The 16,047-nt window shown below is 61.1% G+C and carries 12 protein-coding genes; 5 read left to right on the top strand and 7 right to left on the bottom strand.

Annotation, left to right across the window (positions count from 1 at the left end; all coding sequences use genetic code 11):
• Positions 1–50: 50 nt before the first annotated feature.
• The gene (locus tag E5180_RS09905; protein ID WP_138924237.1) at positions 51–1,382 is read right to left on the bottom strand and encodes an aspartate aminotransferase family protein; all 1,332 of its coding nucleotides are present in this window, start codon (positions 1,380–1,382) and stop codon (positions 51–53) included.
• Positions 1,383–1,583: 201 nt separating this feature from the next.
• Here E5180_RS09905 and E5180_RS09900 point away from each other — a divergent pair, with 201 nt between their 5' ends.
• Positions 1,584–3,176, top strand: coding sequence for an FAD/NAD(P)-binding protein (locus E5180_RS09900; protein WP_138924236.1), 1,593 nt, complete (start codon positions 1,584–1,586; stop codon positions 3,174–3,176).
• Here the strand turns inward: E5180_RS09900 and E5180_RS09895 are convergent.
• From E5180_RS09895 to E5180_RS09875, 5 genes are all read right to left on the bottom strand, one after another.
• Positions 3,173–6,289 (bottom strand): efflux RND transporter permease subunit, encoded by a 3,117-nt coding sequence (locus E5180_RS09895; RefSeq protein WP_138924235.1) that lies wholly within the window; start codon positions 6,287–6,289, stop codon positions 3,173–3,175. The genes E5180_RS09900 and E5180_RS09895 overlap by 4 nt on opposite strands.
• A complete protein-coding gene (locus tag E5180_RS09890; RefSeq protein ID WP_138924234.1) occupies positions 6,286–7,545 on the bottom strand; it encodes an efflux RND transporter periplasmic adaptor subunit in 1,260 nt (419 codons plus the stop codon). Before E5180_RS09890 ends, E5180_RS09895 begins: the two co-directional genes overlap by 4 nt.
• A gap of 93 nt (positions 7,546–7,638) precedes the next feature.
• Positions 7,639–8,373, bottom strand: a complete 735-nt coding sequence (locus E5180_RS09885; protein WP_138924233.1) for a TetR/AcrR family transcriptional regulator — start codon at positions 8,371–8,373, stop codon at positions 7,639–7,641.
• A gap of 273 nt (positions 8,374–8,646) precedes the next feature.
• Positions 8,647–9,483, bottom strand: a complete 837-nt coding sequence (locus E5180_RS09880; RefSeq protein ID WP_171048979.1) for an NAD-dependent epimerase/dehydratase family protein — start codon at positions 9,481–9,483, stop codon at positions 8,647–8,649.
• Between the two features lie 102 nt (positions 9,484–9,585).
• The gene (locus E5180_RS09875) at positions 9,586–10,788 is read right to left on the bottom strand and encodes an NAD(P)/FAD-dependent oxidoreductase (RefSeq protein WP_138924231.1); all 1,203 of its coding nucleotides are present in this window, start codon (positions 10,786–10,788) and stop codon (positions 9,586–9,588) included.
• A gap of 284 nt (positions 10,789–11,072) precedes the next feature.
• Here E5180_RS09875 and E5180_RS09870 point away from each other — a divergent pair, with 284 nt between their 5' ends.
• From E5180_RS09870 to E5180_RS09855, 4 genes are all read left to right on the top strand, one after another.
• Positions 11,073–11,615 carry a sigma-70 family RNA polymerase sigma factor gene (locus E5180_RS09870; protein ID WP_138924230.1) on the top strand — a complete coding sequence of 181 codons (543 nt, stop codon included), beginning with the start codon at positions 11,073–11,075 and terminating at the stop codon, positions 11,613–11,615.
• Positions 11,612–12,301, top strand: coding sequence for an anti-sigma factor (locus E5180_RS09865; RefSeq protein WP_138924229.1), 690 nt, complete (start codon positions 11,612–11,614; stop codon positions 12,299–12,301). Before E5180_RS09870 ends, E5180_RS09865 begins: the two co-directional genes overlap by 4 nt.
• Before the next feature lie 404 nt (positions 12,302–12,705).
• Positions 12,706–13,200, top strand: coding sequence for a peptide-methionine (R)-S-oxide reductase MsrB (gene msrB / locus E5180_RS09860; RefSeq protein ID WP_138924228.1), 495 nt, complete (start codon positions 12,706–12,708; stop codon positions 13,198–13,200).
• Positions 13,200–13,565, top strand: a complete 366-nt coding sequence (locus E5180_RS09855; protein ID WP_138924227.1) for a DoxX family protein — start codon at positions 13,200–13,202, stop codon at positions 13,563–13,565. Before msrB ends, E5180_RS09855 begins: the two co-directional genes overlap by 1 nt.
• On the opposite strand, the gene hrpB is transcribed toward E5180_RS09855, so the two are convergent.
• On the bottom strand, positions 13,562–15,976 hold the full coding sequence (gene hrpB / locus E5180_RS09850; protein WP_138924226.1) for an ATP-dependent helicase HrpB: 2,415 nt from the start codon (positions 15,974–15,976) through the stop codon (positions 13,562–13,564). The two genes, E5180_RS09855 and hrpB, sit on opposite strands and share 4 nt — an antisense overlap.
• Between the last annotated feature and the right edge of the window lie 71 nt (positions 15,977–16,047).

Raw genomic sequence — 16,047 nt, 5'->3', positions numbered from 1 at the left:
AAGGCGGGCTCGACCGTTGGAGTAATGCGGGTGCCGCCACGGCTCGGGGGCTACGGCGTAATAACGTCTGCGACAGCGTCTGCGAGGGTTTGGACGATGATATCTATCTCTTGCGGGGATGAGGTATAGGCGGGCGCGAGGAGCACGTGGTCCCCGTTTGTGCCATCGGCGCAGCCTTGCGAGGGGTAGACCATCATGCCACGTGCTTGTGCGGCGGCACCAATGCGGGGGGCGATGGCGTCAGCGGCGCGGAAGGGGGCTTTGTCGGCGCGGTTGGCGACGAGTTCGATGCTCCAGAACAGGCCGCGACCTCGGATGTCGCCCACGTGAGGGTTATCTTTGAAACGGCCGGTGAGCGCGGCGTGCAGTTGCGCCCCCAGCTCGCGGACACGGGCGAGCAGATCATCATTTTCAATGACCCTCTGCACAGCCAACGCGCCGGCGGTGGCGATGGCGTGCGACATATAGGTGTGCCCGTTCCACAGCTTACCGCTGCCCTGTTCGATGACGGACGTTACCTTTTGCGCGGCCATGACGGCGGCGATGGGCTGATAACCTGCCCCCAATCCCTTGGCGGTGGTGGTGATGTCGGCGGCAATGCCTTCTTGCTCTAGTGCGAACAATGTGCCGGTGCGCCCCATGCCGCACATCACTTCGTCCGCGATGTAAAGCACACCATGCGCGTCGCATATCTCGCGGATGCGTTTGAAATATCCGGCAGGGGCGGGCTGTGAGCCAAGCGACGCCCCGACGATAGGCTCTGCCACAAAGGCCATCACGGTTTCAGGCCCTAGGGCGCGGATCTCGGCGTCCAGCAGGTTGGCCATGCGCAGGGCGAAATCGCCCTCGGATTCGCCCTCGTTCCGCATGCGGTAGTCATAGGCCGCATCGATATGGCTGACGTCGATCAATAGGGGCGCGAACGGGGCGCGGCGTCCGGCGTGCCCCCCTGTGGCCAGCGCGGCCAGCGTGTTCCCGTGATAGCTGGGCTTGCGCGCGATAACCTTGCTGCGCGCGGTGTCGCCGCGTTCCACGTGGTACTGGCGGGCAAGCTTAAGCGCGGCCTCCATCGCTTCGGACCCGCTGCCCAGAAACATCACGCGGCCCTGACCGGTGCCCTCGGGGGCGCGGTCGATCAGAAATTTGGCGAGGTCTTCGGCAGGTTGGTTGGTAAAGGCCCCTGTATGGGCAAAGGCAAGCGTGTCGACCTGCGCCTTGATGGCGGCCCGAACGGTGGGGTGATCATGGCCAAGGCAGGACACCGCAGCCCCGCCACAGGCGTCCAGATACCGCTTGCCGGTGTCATCGATCAGATAATTGCCTTGGGCGGAAACGATACGGGGCAGATCGGCGTTCAGATCACGGTGGAACAGGTTGCTCATGGGGGGACCAATGGTTGGAGAGAACTGCAAATTGCTTAGGCCGCATTGTCACCATGCTCAAGATTTTCTTGGGACGAGGGCACGGCCAGCCCCGCGACAGCAGGTCTTTTGCTTGTACCACATTGCTTTCTGCCGTGACGGTTTAAATAGTCAGTCAGCCAGACATATCGCGAGGGCTGCCTTTTGAGAGATGGAAAACCAATGAAAAGCGCCAAGAACATTGCGATCATCGGGGCGGGGCCGATGGCGATCTATACGGTCAAGGAATTGATCAAGAGCGAAACGCCGCTGTGCCTGTCGATCTACGACAAAGAACAAGAGATGGGCTGCGGGATGCCGTATCGGTCGGGCATGAACGCGGATTACATGTATTGTAACGCCTTCAGCCGCGAGATCCCCCCGATCACCCGCGGTCTGGTCACATGGTTGCATGAACAGGACGACGACGCCCTGCGCGGCTTGGGGCTGACGCGGGACGAGATTGACGCGCGCGACTTTTACCCACGGGTGTTGCTGGGTGCGTTCTTTAGTGATGCGTTTCTTGATCTGTGCGAGGCGGGACGCACGGCGGGGCATGACATACGGCTTTATCCACGTCACGAGGTGACAGATATCGAACCGCTGGCAACGGGCGCGCGTCTGCACTTCACAGCCGCCGGCGACAGTCAGACAGCGGAGTTTGACGAGGTGGTCATCGCGACAGGCCATGACTGGCCCGCGTCTCCGCATATTGGCGAGGCTGATCTTGTGTCGCCTTGGCCCTATACCAACATCACCGCACTGCCCGCCGGAGAGATTGGCATCCTCGGGTCGTCCTTGTCGGCGATTGATGTGATTGTGACGCTGGGCCAAACCCACGGGACCTTCATTCATAAAGGCGACGATGTGCGCTGGTTCCCCAAAACCGATAGCAACGTGCCGCTGATCACGATGGTATCGCATAAAGGCATCATGCCAGAGCCGGACTTCTTCTACCCCTATCCCTACGCGCCGCTGCGCCATATCAATGCAGAGGCGTTAGCGGCAGAGATTGCCAAAGGGTCAGACGGGCTGCTGCAACGGGTGTTTGATCTGCTGATGGCAGAGCTGAACGCCGATGCCCCCGAGTATATCGAAACACTTGGCCCGCAGGGGCAGACGATTGATGGCTTTGCCGAAGCCTATTTCGATCACCGTGTGACGATGGGGGGGCTTCGGGCGTTGCGCGATACGTTGAACAGCGCGGTGGCTACGATGCGCAACAAGGAGACCCAGCCGCACCGATATGTCTTGCTGCGCGGGCACGAGAACTTTGACCTGATCCTTGAACATCTGACGCAGGACGACCGCGCACGGTTCTATGACAAGCTGATGCCGGTCTTCGGTGATTGCTATGCCGCGATCCCGCATATTTCGGTCAAGCGGGTGTTGGCGCTGTATGATGCGGGTGTGCTGCGGATCGTGCCAACGGGTGAGGAATCTTCGTTCCGCAACACCCATGACGGCGGCGTCTGCGCGCAAACGCTGGACGGCGAGCTACGCTTTGACGCGATGATCGACGCACGCGGGCAGGCGGCGGCACCTTTGGGCAAGCTGCCTTTCCCGACGTTGACCAAGGGGTTGTCGGCCAAGGACAATCTGAAAATCCCGTTCCGGCTGGATGTGCCAGCGCAGGATCGCGGCGCAATCTATTGCCTCGCGATGCCGCAAATCCTGACGCAGCATCCGTTCTCCCAAGGCCTGCCGAACTGCGCCGAGCTGGCACAGGTCGCGGTGCAGGACATGTTCGACCGGATGGCGGGGGCTGCGGCTTAGGCCGCGCTGCCCGCCGGCTGGGCGCGCTGCGCTTTCTTTTCGCCCAGCATCAACATGGCAGGGGTGACGATCAAGGTCAGCACCGTTGCAATCACCAACCCGCCGGCAATGGCCGAACTCAGCTCGGTCCACCACTGCGTCGAGGGCGCGCCATAAACGATCTCTCGGGTGAAGAAGTTCAGGTTCACGCCGATCACCATGGGTAACAGCCCAAGCGCGGTGGTCACAGATGTCAGCACCACGGGCCGCAAACGCTGTGCGCCGGTGCGCAGCGCTGCCTCAAGCGGGGACAGGCCCGTCTTCTTGAGGTCGTTATAGGTGTCGATCAGGACGATGTTATTGTTCACCACGATACCGGCCAGCGCAATCACCCCGATACCGCCCATCACGACGCCAAACGGGCGGCCTGTGAGGATCAGTCCGAACAGCACACCGGTCACCGAAAAGACGATCGCGCTCATCACCACAAAGGCTTGGTAGAAGCTGTTGAACTGGACCACGAGGATGACGAACATCAAGAATATCGCAGTCGCAAAGGCCCCGACGAGGAAGATCATCGAATCCTGCTGGTCCTGTGCTTCACCCGCAAAAGACGCTTCGACGCCCGACGGCAGGTCCATTCCGTCAATCGCGGCCTGTAGCGCGACCACCTGATCGTTAACCAACACATTCGGTGCCACATTCGCCTCGATCGTGATGACGCGGCGCTGGTCCACACGGGTGATGGTGCCACTGCGCGGGGCTGGCTCGAAGGTCACGAAGTTCGAGATCGGGACCAGTCCCGCAGAGGTGGGCACGCGCAGGGATTGCAGCTCTTCCAGGGTGCGTTCCTGCGATGGGAAGCGCACGTTGATATCGACCGATCCGTCTGCATCATCGGGGCGGTAATCCGCCACGGTAATGCCACGGGTCAGCAGTTGCACCGCTTGCCCCAAGGTCGAGATATCGGCCCCGAAACGCGCAGCTTCTGAGCGGTTGACGGCCAGCCGCCATTCGACGCCGGGCAGGGGGCGTGTGTCGGTGACATCGGTGAACCCGCCAATCCTGTCCATCGCCAAACGAATGCTCTCGACCGCAGCGGCCTGCGCGTCCGGGTTGCTTGACCGGACCCGCAGATTGATCGGCTTACCCGCCGACGGCCCGCTAGAGGCCGTTTGAACCTGCACATTGATCCCGGGGATAGTGGCCATATCGATACGGATATCCTCGCCAATCTCGGCGGCAGTGCGTCGGGTGTCCCACTCGGTAAACTCGATCTGGATGGTGCCGATCAGGTCAGCCGCATCCTGATTGCCCCCGCCCGAACGCGCATAGACCGATGCGATTTCATCATAGTCGAACAAACGTTCCTCGACCTGCCGCACCAGCGCGTCTTTTTCAAAGATCGAAAAGTTGTCCCGCGCACGGACTTGTACTTGGGCAAAGTCCGGCTCTACCGACGGGAAAAAGCTGATGCCGTTGCCAAATTGGCCATAGGCACCGAAACTCGCTAGCAGAAAGGTCACCGCCATGATCAGCGTTGCCCAGGGACGCAGGATCGCGAATTGCAGCACACGGACGTAGCCGCCAGTGAACCCCCCAAGCGTACGGGGGTCCCCGTTTTCGGCCGCATATAGCGCCTGTTTCGCTGCCGCCGATTGCGGGGGCTTCTTGCCGATCAATCCGCCAACCACGGGGATAAAAACCAGCGCCATGAACAGCGACGCGGTTAGGGTCAGGATCACGGTGATCGGCAGGAACTTCATGAATTCGCCAACGGTACCGGTCCAGAACAGCAGCGGGAAGAACACCGATAGCGTGGTCGCGGTGGACGCGATGATCGGCCATGCCATGCGTTCAGCGGCAAAGCGGTAGGCTGCTTTGGGTGTATCCCCTTCTTGCAGCCGCCGGTCGGCCAGTTCAGTCGTCACGATGGCACCATCCACCAGCATCCCCACCACGAGGATCAGCGAGAACAGCACCACAAGGTTCATTGTGTAGCCCATGACCAGCAGTGCGGTCACACCCGCTAGAAACGCACCGGGGATCGCAAGACCCACCAGCAGCGCAGACCGTATCCCAAGCGCCCAAACGATTACGATCATCACGAGGATGACGGCGGCGATCACATTCGCCTCCAGATCGCTGAGCATGGTTTCCACCTGCTCGCTTTCGTCCTGCATATAGTCGACTGTCACGTTTTCGGGCCAGTCGGCGCTGGCCTCTTCGATCAGCGCGCGCACGGCTGCAACCGTTTCGATAATGTTGGAACCGGACCGTTTCTTGATTTCAAGCGCCAGCGCGGGTTGGCCGTCAATGCGGGCAAAGCCGGTGGGGTCTTCGAAGGTGCGCCGGATCGTGGCCACATCGGCAAAGGTCACCACCGTATCGCCACGCACTTTGACGGGCAGGGCCATAACATCTTTGACATCCTCGATCAGACCCGGGACTTTCAGCACGATACGGCCCGCGCCGTTTTCGATGGCACCAGCGGCAATCAGGCGGTTGTTGCGGTTGATCTGACCGATCAGCTCTTCGAAGCTGATGTTATAGGTCTCGAACACGGTGGGGTCGATCAGGACTTCCAGCAGCTCGGTACGGGCCCCGCCAACATCGACTTCAAGCACGCCTTGCAGCCCTTCGATACGGTCCGAAAGGTCTTCGGACAGCGTGTTGAGCGTGCGTTCGGGCACAGGGCCGGACAGGATCACCGTCAGGATCGGGAAAAGCGCCGTGTTGATTTCGGTCACAGTGGGGTCGGTGGCGTCTTCGGGCAGGTCCGGTTGGGCGCGGTCCACGCCTTCCTTGACCTTGTCCAGCGCCGCTTCGGAATCGAAGCCCGGTTCGAATTCAAGCTGTACGCTGGCATAACCTTCGCCCGCGTTGCTGGTCATCTGCTTGAGCCCCGTGATCGCGCTGAGCTCTGTCTCTAGCGGTTCGACCAGCAGCCGTTCGGCATCCTGGGGAGAGATACCATCAAGCACGGTGGACACATAGAAAATCGGGATCGGAATCTCCGGAGAACTTTCCTTGGGGATCGACACATAGGCATAGGCCCCGACGGTGAGGATCATAAGCAGGGCCATGACCACCACCCGCGAGCGGCTGAAGGCCGCCTGGATCAGAGCGTTCATTGTTTGGCTTCCTGTGTGCTACCGGCTGGCGCTGCGCCGACGTCGCCGCCGATGATCTGGCCGTTGCCCTTGGCGGGGGTCTTTGCCTTCGACGCGGCGGTAACGGGGGGCTGCGCAGGGGTATCGTCATTCTTCGCGTCGTCGTTCTGGATTGTGGGATCAACGGTTTCGCCGTCATTCACAAACCCCTGACCGATGGTGATGATCTGGGCGGTTTCCGGCAGGCCCGAAATCCAGATGCCATCGGTTTGCGCGCGCACGATGGCGACCTCGTGGAAGGTGACCTTATTGGCCCCCTCCACCGTCTTGATCCCAAGCGTCCCGTCGGTATCCAGCGACAGGATCGCAGGCGACACGAAATGCGCGGTCAACGTGCCCGTGGGAATGCGCAGCTGCGCGCTGATGCCGGCGGGGATCGTGCCGTCGGCGTTGGGCACGTCGATATCGGCGGTAAAGGTGCGGGTTTCGGCATTGGCACTGGTGCCGACAAACGACACGGTGCCGGTGCTGGTTATGCCGGTGATAAAGGACACTTCGGCGGTTTGACCGACCTTGATATCTTGTAGCGATTGCTGTGGGATTTGGATGCGGATCGACAGGGGCGTGTTGTCCACGATGCGGCCAATGTCACTGGCGTTTTGCACAATCTCGCCCTCGTTGATGTCCAACGCCTCTAGGCGTCCGGCAAAGGGGGCGCGGACTTCGGTATTTTCAATGGCGTCCTGCGCCGAGGCAACACCTGCTTGGGCGGCGGCTAGCGTGGCTTGGGCCTGTGCGACCCGATCCACGGTGGACACGCCGCGGTTCAGCAGCGCTTGGGCATTGTCGAATTCACGTTGCGCGCGGTTCAGCTCTTCTTCGGCACGGGTGAGGTCGGATTGGCGCGTGGTCGTATCAAAGCGCGCGATGACCTGTCCGGCCTCAAGATCGGCCCCTTTGGCGACCAATACCTCTTTGATCTGGCCGGAAATCTCGGCGCGGATCGCGGTGTCGCGGTCGGGCAGGGCCTGACCTTCGGCCACGAACACCTGTTCGATTTGCTGTGCCAGAGACTGGCGCACCGCAACCGAGACGGCCTTGACCGGTGTCGCGGACTTGGCGACGGGCTCTGCACTTTCGGACGGCAGGATATACCCGCTGCCCATCCACCCGATGATAGCGACCGCAAGCCCGCCTGCAACCCAGCGGGAGCGGCTAGAGCCCGCATCGCTTTCAAAGCGAAGCGTCTGGCGGTCGGTTTTAAGTGTCTCGTTCATCTATGTCGTTCCTATGCAGTGCCGACTGATGTGATCGCGGCGGGTGTCACATTCGGCGATGGGGTAATGCGGCGATGGGGGCGCAAGGGCGTGCTATGCGTGCACGATCGCCTCCAGCATCAGCCGGTAATCAGAGGGTTTAGACAGCATGATACTGCCCTGCGGCAGGCCGAGCATCCTATCCATAAGCGCAGCTTCGGCGGTCATGCGATCATTCAGACGGGTCGTGGCCTCTGCAATGTCGCCCGCCTGAGCCGTCTGCACCGCGCTTTGAAGCGCCTTGCGCCGGTCGTGCGACATGGCGATGATCGTTCCCGCGACGAGGTTTATGTCAGGCACGTCAAAGGCACCTTCATCGACCCCATGAGAAATAATGTCGTGCAATACGGGCAGGGCAATTGCATCGACCGATGCGGTGATCCGGTGCGACAGCATCTCGTTTCCGGGACGTAGCATCATATCAATAAAGAACTTGAGCTGCGCGCCTTGCTGAACTTTCCAGCGGTTCGTCTCGGCTAGAAACGCGTTGAAACTGTCCAGCGCGCCCCCTTTTGCTGCGGCCCGCACGGCCTGCGCGGTTTTCAAAGCCTCGCCGGTGAAATGCTGCACGATACCGTCAAGCAAATCTTCCTTGGCGGTGAAGTGGTGGTAAAATCCGCCCTTGGAAATGCCCGCCTGTTTTAGCACATCTGCGATGGTCACGTTGTCCCAGCCATGGGCAAAAAACAGCGATTGCGCCGCGTTCAGAATATGCGCGCGACGCTCGTTCGGTGCCATACGCTGCCGCTTGGGCACGCTGGGTTTCTGCTTTTGCTCTGTGGTGTTCATGATCAACCTTACAAACCGACGGTCGGTAGGTAGGTGCGGTGGTGCGTGCCGTCAAGTGGTATGCCACTTGCCCTTACGTTAGCGAAAGGGACCTCGATTCGTTCCCCGACGCGGTACATAGTTTTCGCGCGGCGCACTTCAGGCCGTAGCTTGCGGTGCCGCTCGTGCCACGTGAAACAGGGGCTGGCGTTTTGTCATGCGTTGATCGCTCAGCGGTCGCTGGACGCGTGGAGCACGGGGCAGCAGGCAATCAGCCGCCCCGTTTTTAAGGCCTCAGGTGGTTTTCTTGTCGTTGACGATGTTCATCGACGCCACGCCGCTTTCGCCCAGATCAACGGCGGCAAAGGGGCCGCCGTGGTGCATCTGGCCGGGGTCTTTCAGATCGACCGGTGGTGCTTGGGCAAGGATTTCTGCAGCGAACTGTTCCGCGTTGTCTTTCGGGCGGTAACCGAGGAAAGACGCTTTGGCATTGTCCACTGGGGCGCGGTCGTTGTTGGACACGCCGTAGACAACGCTAAAGCCGACCGACGGCGTATCAACGGCACGGGTGACCAGCTGGATCAGATCGTCATAGGACAGCCAAGACCCAAGGGCGCGGGTGTTGTTGACCTGTGCGCAGCTGAGGATACGCAGGCACACGGCCTCTAGCCCGCGTTTGTCCCAATACATCGACGCAAGGTTTTCGCTAAAGCATTTGGCAAGGCCGTAGAACGTATCGGGTTTGTGGGGCGCGTCGATGCCGATGAAATCGGATTTCTTGTGCATGCCCACGGCGTGGATGGACGAGGCATAGACGACCCGTTGCAACCCGTGCTGATAGGCCGCTTCCCAGACGTTGTAAGACCCGACAAAATTCGGCCCCAGCAGTTCCTCGAACGGTTTTTCGTCAACGATTGCGCCAAAGTGGACAACCATATCAGCGCCTTCCAGCAGCGGCGCGATCTGGTCATAGACGGCGACATCAGCCTTGGCATAGCTCTCGCCTTCATAGAGCGTGCCGATATCATCGACGATGTCGGTGCTCACCAGTTCTTGGCACATCTTGGACAGGGGTTCGCGCAGATAGGACCCAAGCCGCCCTGCGGCCCCTGTCAGAACCAGTTTCTTCATCATGTTGTCTTCCTTCCACTGTCATTTTGCGCGGCTGTGCGATGGTATGGGCCGATGCAAAGGGGTGTTGCTCGGCATGGGTAAGTCATTGAGGCAGGCGGATCAAATCACCGCTTTTTCGATCAGCGACTGGTTTTGCTCGATCCGGCGGTAGGCATAGGGATTCAGGTCCAGCGTGCGGTATGCGCCATAGGCGATCCATTCAGCGATCCCGCGCCCCAACGCAGGGGCCTGCTGTAGCCCGTGACCAGAGAAGCCGTTCAGACACAGGAAATTCTCGACCACGCTGTGGGGGCCGACAATCGCGTTCTGGTCCAGCGTGTTGTAATCGTAATGCCCGACCCATTCGTTGATGACTTTGACCTGATCGAACTGCGGGATACGGGTCGCGATGGCGGGCCAGACCTTGTCTTCCCACAGGCTGTGGTCAAAGGCGAAGTCGTCATAGGCCACGGCAGGGTCCTCGTGCGGGGGGCAACCGGCCATATAGTATTTCCCTTCGGTTCTGAAATGCACGCCCGAGGGGTCGATCGTCAGCGGCAGGTCGCGGTCCAGCGGCTTGGCGGCATCGAACACAAAGGTATAGCGTTTGCGCGGCTCGACCGGCAGGGTGATCCCGGCCATGCCCGCCGTCGCAGCCGCCCGCGGACCAGAGGCATTGACCACGGTCCCGCAGGCCACGGTCGCGCCGGATTTCAGCGTCACATGTGTGACGGATTTGCCATCGGCGGCTTTCGTCATCGCAGTCACTTCGTCGTACAGATATTCCACCCCGTTGCGGCGGGCCATGCGTTTGAACCAGTCAAACATGGTGCCGCCGTCAAAATAGCCTTCGTCCACACGGTTGTGATTGGCGGCTAGAATGTCATCAAGCTGGTAGAAAGGATAAGCGGCGGCGACCTCGGCGGGGGTCATGTGTTGCGTGCCCGCCCCCAATGCCATTTGGATTTTCTGGTTCTGCTGCAGCGTCTTTGCGAACTCGGGCGTGTCAGCGAGGTAAAGATAGCCAAAGCTTTGCAGCGCCAGATGCGGCACCTCTGGATCATCGCCCATAAACCGGCGGAAGTTCTTGATGAATTCGGCCCCGAACTGCGACACTCGCACGTTAATTGCTGAACTGAACTGCTGCCGGATGCAGCTGTTGGTATGGCTGGTGGCCGCAAATTCATAGGTCGGGTCGCGCTCAACCACCAGAACCTTACCGTCAAAACCGGCCATCTGCGTCAGCCACCATGCGACCGACGATCCAAAGATCGCGCCGCCAATGATGACAACGTCGTAGGTGTGGTGTGTCGGGTGCGGCATTGCGATGCTCCTTTCGTGACTTGCAAGCAGCCTTGGCGCGATGCGCCGCTGGCCAGCCATGGCCCGACTAAACGCGCAAGATTGCGCTGCGTCCATAGCTTGTGAACATGGGCATCCATTTCTGAGGCCTCGGGCCGGCGAACCGATTACGCATTGGCCAAACTGCTGAAGCTGGGGTACACAAAGCTGTCCGATGTTAATGCTGTGCTGGACAAATGTAGTGAGTGCCGTAGGTTTCGGCGTAACGCTGAAAACACGTTCTGGTGGAGAGATGGCCCGTGCAAATGGACCGACAAGAGATCGAAAACTTGATTGCCCGTGTCGCATTGAACGACCGCGCGGCTTTTGACCAACTGTATGATCGCGTTTCTGCGAAACTTTTCGGGGTTTGTCTGCGTGTGTTGAACAAACGCGCCGCAGCAGAGGACGCCATGCAAGACAGTTTTGTCAAAATCTGGAACAATGCCGACAAGTACAACGCCAATGGTCTTAGCCCGATGACGTGGTTGATTACGATTGCGCAGAATACGTCGATTGACCGGCTGCGCGCGCGTAAAAAAGGCCATCAGGATGTGAACACGCCCGGCTTTGAACTTGTGTCGCCCGGTCCCACGCCGGAACAATATGCCGTGGCCTCGTCCGAGGCGTCGCGCCTTTCGGGGTGTCTTGATACGCTAGAAGAAGACCGCGGCAGCGCCATTCGCGGGGCCTATCTGGACGGCGATACCTATTCGGATCTGGCCGAACGCTTTGGTGTCCCGCTGAACACGATGCGCACATGGCTGCGCCGTGGCCTGATCGCCCTGCGGGAGTGTATGAGCCAATGACCCAAACGCCTGAAATACCCGATGACGATCTGCTCGCCGCTGAAATGGTGCTGGGTCTGTCCTCTGACGATGATATGATCGCTGCCAGCCGCCGCATTGGAACCGAACGCGATTTCGCTGACCGCGTTGTGTTCTGGCAGGAACGCATGACCGCGATGACGGACGGGATTGACCCTGTCGCACCGCCTGCGCGGATTAAGAAAAAGCTGATGGCACAGGTCTTCCCGAAACAGCGGGTGACGATCCTGCAGCGCCTGTGGCTATGGCAAGGTGTGGCGATGGCATCGCTGCTTTTCGCGGGCTACCTTGGGGTGCAACTGCTTGAGGCCAACACGCGACCTGATGGTCAGCCGATCGTTCTGGCGGCGCAGCTGGTCAGTGAGAGCAGCCCGCTTGAAATGTTGGCCGTCATCGAACCCGTCAAGCACGAGATCGCGCTGCGCCGCGTCGCGGGCGAGCCCATTCCGGGCCGCGAGTTTGAAGTTTGGGCGATTTTGCCGGATCAGGCCCCTGTATCGCTGGGTGTCTTGCCAGACAGTGAAACGACACGGATTCTTGTACCGGCAGAACTACGCAGTCGCGCCGCACAAATCACGCTTGCTATTTCGGACGAACCGATCGGCGGCTCGCCCACGGGTGCACCTACCGGCGCTGTGCTGGCCGCAGGTGCCATGTCTGAACTATGACCCGCATTTAACGGGCTAACCACTGTATGTACTCGGGTTTCGCGCGCTTTAGGGCGGGCGAAACTTCTGTTTATAAACGGTTTTCAAGAAAGTTTACTAAAAGCTGCGATTTTTTTCGTTCGCAGCGAAACTTCTTATTTCCGTCTTCCGTGTATCTCATCAACTCAGGTCGACACAGGCAACGCGCCCATGTCGCTGAGGGTCCGCGCCGTTTTTGTTTGGCGTGGTTTGGTAACAAGTTTGTTGTCGCGGAACCTTGTGTTCCGCCAACGGGTTTATCCAGTAACGGCACCTTTGTGTCAGGTAACGAGTACCGCCGGATGACTGCGCCCTGCGCAACATCCGGCGGCCCTTTCAACAGACACACAGTTCTAATCGCACAGACGCAACCTTAAGGGGGCACTATGAAACGCCGGAATTTTTTGAAATGCACAACACTGACCGTAGCGCTTTCTCCGTTTGGCGTAGGGGCCGCGGCGCAGGCGGGCACGGTGGCAGAGGGAAGGTTCGACGTCAGCCGAACGCCCGATCAATGGCGCGCACAGCTGGGCGACGATGCTTATGCGGTCCTGCGTGACGGTGATACCGAACGCGCGTTTACCAGCCCGCTGAACGACGAGGTCCGCGCAGGTGTTTTCCACTGCAAGGGGTGTGATCAGGCGCTTTATAGCTCGAAGACCAAGTTCAAAAGTGGCACCGGCTGGCCCAGCTTCTTTGCGCCGCTGAACGATGCCGTCGAAACGATGCCCGACCGCGGGCTGTTCACCACGCGTACCGAGGTCCACTGCGATCGTTGTGGCGGGCATCTGGGGCATGTGTTTGACGACGGTCCCGCACCCACTGGCAAACGTCACTGCATCAACGGTCTGGCCATGACCTTTGCGCCTGCCGCCGCCTGATGTCGAAGGTGTCGTCGATTGTGATTTACGTGGGCCGCCTGCTTTTGGCGGCCCTTTTTGTTGCGGGGTGTGTGCAAAAGCTCGTTGATCCCGCTGCGGCGCAAGCCTTGTTGGCAGAGCGCGGTTTGCCCGTTTTGCTGGTTTGGCCAGCGATGGTGTTTAACGGGGTGGCCGCTCTTAGCCTCGTGTTCGGACTATGGCTTGCCCCGATGAGCTTTGCGCTGGCGCTGTATTGTATGGGGACGAGCGTGTTTCACTTTATCCCTGATGATCCGTGGCAGATGTCGATCTTTGTCAAGAACTGGGCGATCGCGGGCGGGCTGCTGGTCCTTGCTGGCCACGCCGCGACAAAACCTGCAGCTTAGGTGCCGCGTGGCTTGACCCGCAGCGTCGGGTCGGCCTGCGTCGGATCTTCGGGCCAGGGGTGACGCGGATAGCGGGCGCGCATATCCTTGCGCACATCGGCATAGGACCCCGTCCAGAACCCCGGCAAATCGGTCGTGACCTGCACTGGACGCTGCGCGGGCGACAAAAGCGTGACCTGTAAGGGCTGGCCTGCGATCATCGGGTGGCGCGTCGTGCCAAAGACCTCTTGCAGGCGCAGGGCGATCTGGGGGTGCGCGGCACTGTAATCAATCGCGATCTTGCGGCCCAACGGGGTGGTGAAATGCGCAGGGGCGGCCCGGTCGAGCGCCTGCTGGTCGTCCCAGCTTAGCCGTGCCGTCAGGGCGGGCAGCAGGTCGAACGCCTTCCAGTCGGCGGTGCTGCGCACGCCTGTCAGATGCCCCGGCAGCCAGTCCTCCAATGTCTCGAGCAGATGATCCTCGCTGAAATCGGGAAAACCGTCGCCCATCAGCCGCGCCCGCGCCAAAAACAGCGCCGCAGCCTTGCCCGGCATCAGCCCCAGCTGGCGCACCCCGTCCAGCATGGCGTCTGCGATGTCTTCGGCGGGCGCGTCGGACCAAGCCCTGTCGTCCAGCGCCAGCGCACCAAAGCGTTCGTGCTGCCGCGCCAACACGCGGCCCTCGCGTCGGGACCAAACGCAGACCTGATGCCATGCAATCTGGTCGGGGAACGTATCGCGCAGATCGCTGTCGGACAGGCGCGCGGCCTGACGGATGCGCGCCTCGCGCGGGTCGCCATCAAGGTCGGTCGCCACCAGCAAACGTTCCCCCGCAAGGGGATCACCATCGCGCAATATCGCGCCTTTGCCGCCGGACATCACAAACCGCGGCGCGTCCCCTTTGCGCCGCAGCGCGATTCTGTCGGGATAGGCGAGCGCTGCGAGCACCCCAAGCGTGTCGGGGCCGGTGCCTGTCTGGCCGCGTGCCAGCCGTTTGGCGTCTTGTTTGATGCGGGCAAGGGCGGCGTGGTTGACCTCGGCGGGAACACGTTTGCCCGCGACTGCATCCAGACGCAGCCCCAAATCGACAGAGCCGCCGCGCAAAGGGTCACGTTCCGACAGGATCGCAGCAAGGGTCGGGGCGCTGCGTCCGCCCTTGGCAACCATATGGGCCAGTCGCGGGTGCAACGGCATCTTGGCCAAAACGCGGCCATGGCCGGTGATGCGGCCCGTCGCATCCAGCGCCCCGAGCATATGCAGCACACTTTGCGCCTCGGCCAGACGGCCTTCGTGGGGCGGGGTCACAAATTTCAGATCGCTGGCCTGTGCGCCCCAGACCGCCAGTTCCAACGCAAAGGCACATAGATCGCCCGCCTCGATCTCGGCGGGGGGGTAGGCGGCAAGCGCACCTTCCTCGCCGCGTGTCCAAAGCTTGAACGCGGTCCCTTCGGATACACGCCCCGCACGGCCCGCGCGCTGCGTCGCCTCGGCGCGGGTCACGCGGTCGGTGACCAGCCGCGACATGCCCGAAGACGGATCGAACTGCGCCCGCCGTGCGCGACCCCCGTCCACCACGATTTGCACCCCTTCAATGGTCAGCGAGGTTTCCGCGATAGAGGTCGCCAGCACAATTTTGCGTCCCGTTTTGGCGGGGGCAATCGCAGCGCGCTGCGCTTTGAAATCCATCGCGCCGAACAGCGGAGCAAGCGTGCAATCCGCGGGCAGCCGTCCGGTCAGCGCGCTCTCAACCCGCCGTATCTCGCCTTCGCCCGGCAAAAAGACCAGCGCCGAGCCGGAGGCAGTGGAGAGCGCATGCACAACCAAGTCGGCAACGGCCTGTTCAAACCGTTGCTTGCCGATGGGGCGGTCCAGCCAATTGGATGTGACCGGAAAACTGCGCCCTTGGGACGTTACAACAGGGGCGGCCATCAGCGCGGCGACGGGGCCAGCATCCAATGTGGCGGACATGGCGACGATCAACAGGTCATCGCGCAGCGCCTCGGCGACCTCCAGACACAGGGCGAGGCCCAGATCAGCATTGAGGGACCTTTCGTGGAATTCGTCAAAGATAACCGCACCGACACCGGGCAGGTCGGGGTCGTCTTGCAACATGCGGGTCAGGATGCCCTCGGTCACGACCTCGATCCGCGTGGCCTTGCTGATGGCGCTGGCACCGCGCACGCGAAAGCCCACGGTTTGCCCCGGTTCTTCGCCCAGTGTCGCTGCCATGCGTTCGGCGGCGGCACGCGCGGCAAGGCGGCGCGGTTCCAGCATCAGGATGCGGCCAGCGGTCAGCCCTGCGTCCAGCATTGCCAGTGGGACGCGGGTGGTCTTGCCCGCACCGGGGGGCGCTTGCAACACAACGCGGCCACTGCTGCGCAGCGCGTCGATCACCTGTGGCATGACGTGGTCTATGGGAAGGGTAAAAGCCATATCCGTGGTTATGGGCGAAAGCCGCGGCGGGGCCAAGGGCCGGCCTGCGGTCTGGACATTTGCGCCTGTGG

The organism is Sulfitobacter sp. BSw21498 (assembly GCF_006064855.1).
GTDB lineage: Bacteria > Pseudomonadota > Alphaproteobacteria > Rhodobacterales > Rhodobacteraceae > Sulfitobacter.
This window is presented reverse-complemented; position numbering and strand designations above follow the sequence as displayed.

What these genes read in the sequence shown, in the direction of transcription:
- E5180_RS09880 (WP_171048979.1), bottom strand. Translation starts at nt 9,483, where the DNA reads ATGAAGAAACTGGTTCTGACAGGGGCCGCAGGGCGGCTTGGGTCCTAT.
- E5180_RS09900 (WP_138924236.1), top strand. Translation starts at nt 1,584, where the DNA reads ATGAAAAGCGCCAAGAACATTGCGATCATCGGGGCGGGGCCGATGGCG.
- hrpB (WP_138924226.1), bottom strand. Translation starts at nt 15,976, where the DNA reads ATGGCTTTTACCCTTCCCATAGACCACGTCATGCCACAGGTGATCGAC.
- E5180_RS09870 (WP_138924230.1), top strand. Translation starts at nt 11,073, where the DNA reads ATGGACCGACAAGAGATCGAAAACTTGATTGCCCGTGTCGCATTGAAC.
- E5180_RS09885 (WP_138924233.1), bottom strand. Translation starts at nt 8,373, where the DNA reads ATGAACACCACAGAGCAAAAGCAGAAACCCAGCGTGCCCAAGCGGCAG.
- E5180_RS09855 (WP_138924227.1), top strand. Translation starts at nt 13,200, where the DNA reads ATGTCGAAGGTGTCGTCGATTGTGATTTACGTGGGCCGCCTGCTTTTG.
- msrB (WP_138924228.1), top strand. Translation starts at nt 12,706, where the DNA reads ATGAAACGCCGGAATTTTTTGAAATGCACAACACTGACCGTAGCGCTT.
- E5180_RS09875 (WP_138924231.1), bottom strand. Translation starts at nt 10,788, where the DNA reads ATGCCGCACCCGACACACCACACCTACGACGTTGTCATCATTGGCGGC.
- E5180_RS09905 (WP_138924237.1), bottom strand. Translation starts at nt 1,382, where the DNA reads ATGAGCAACCTGTTCCACCGTGATCTGAACGCCGATCTGCCCCGTATC.
- E5180_RS09865 (WP_138924229.1), top strand. Translation starts at nt 11,612, where the DNA reads ATGACCCAAACGCCTGAAATACCCGATGACGATCTGCTCGCCGCTGAA.
- E5180_RS09890 (WP_138924234.1), bottom strand. Translation starts at nt 7,545, where the DNA reads ATGAACGAGACACTTAAAACCGACCGCCAGACGCTTCGCTTTGAAAGC.
- E5180_RS09895 (WP_138924235.1), bottom strand. Translation starts at nt 6,289, where the DNA reads ATGAACGCTCTGATCCAGGCGGCCTTCAGCCGCTCGCGGGTGGTGGTC.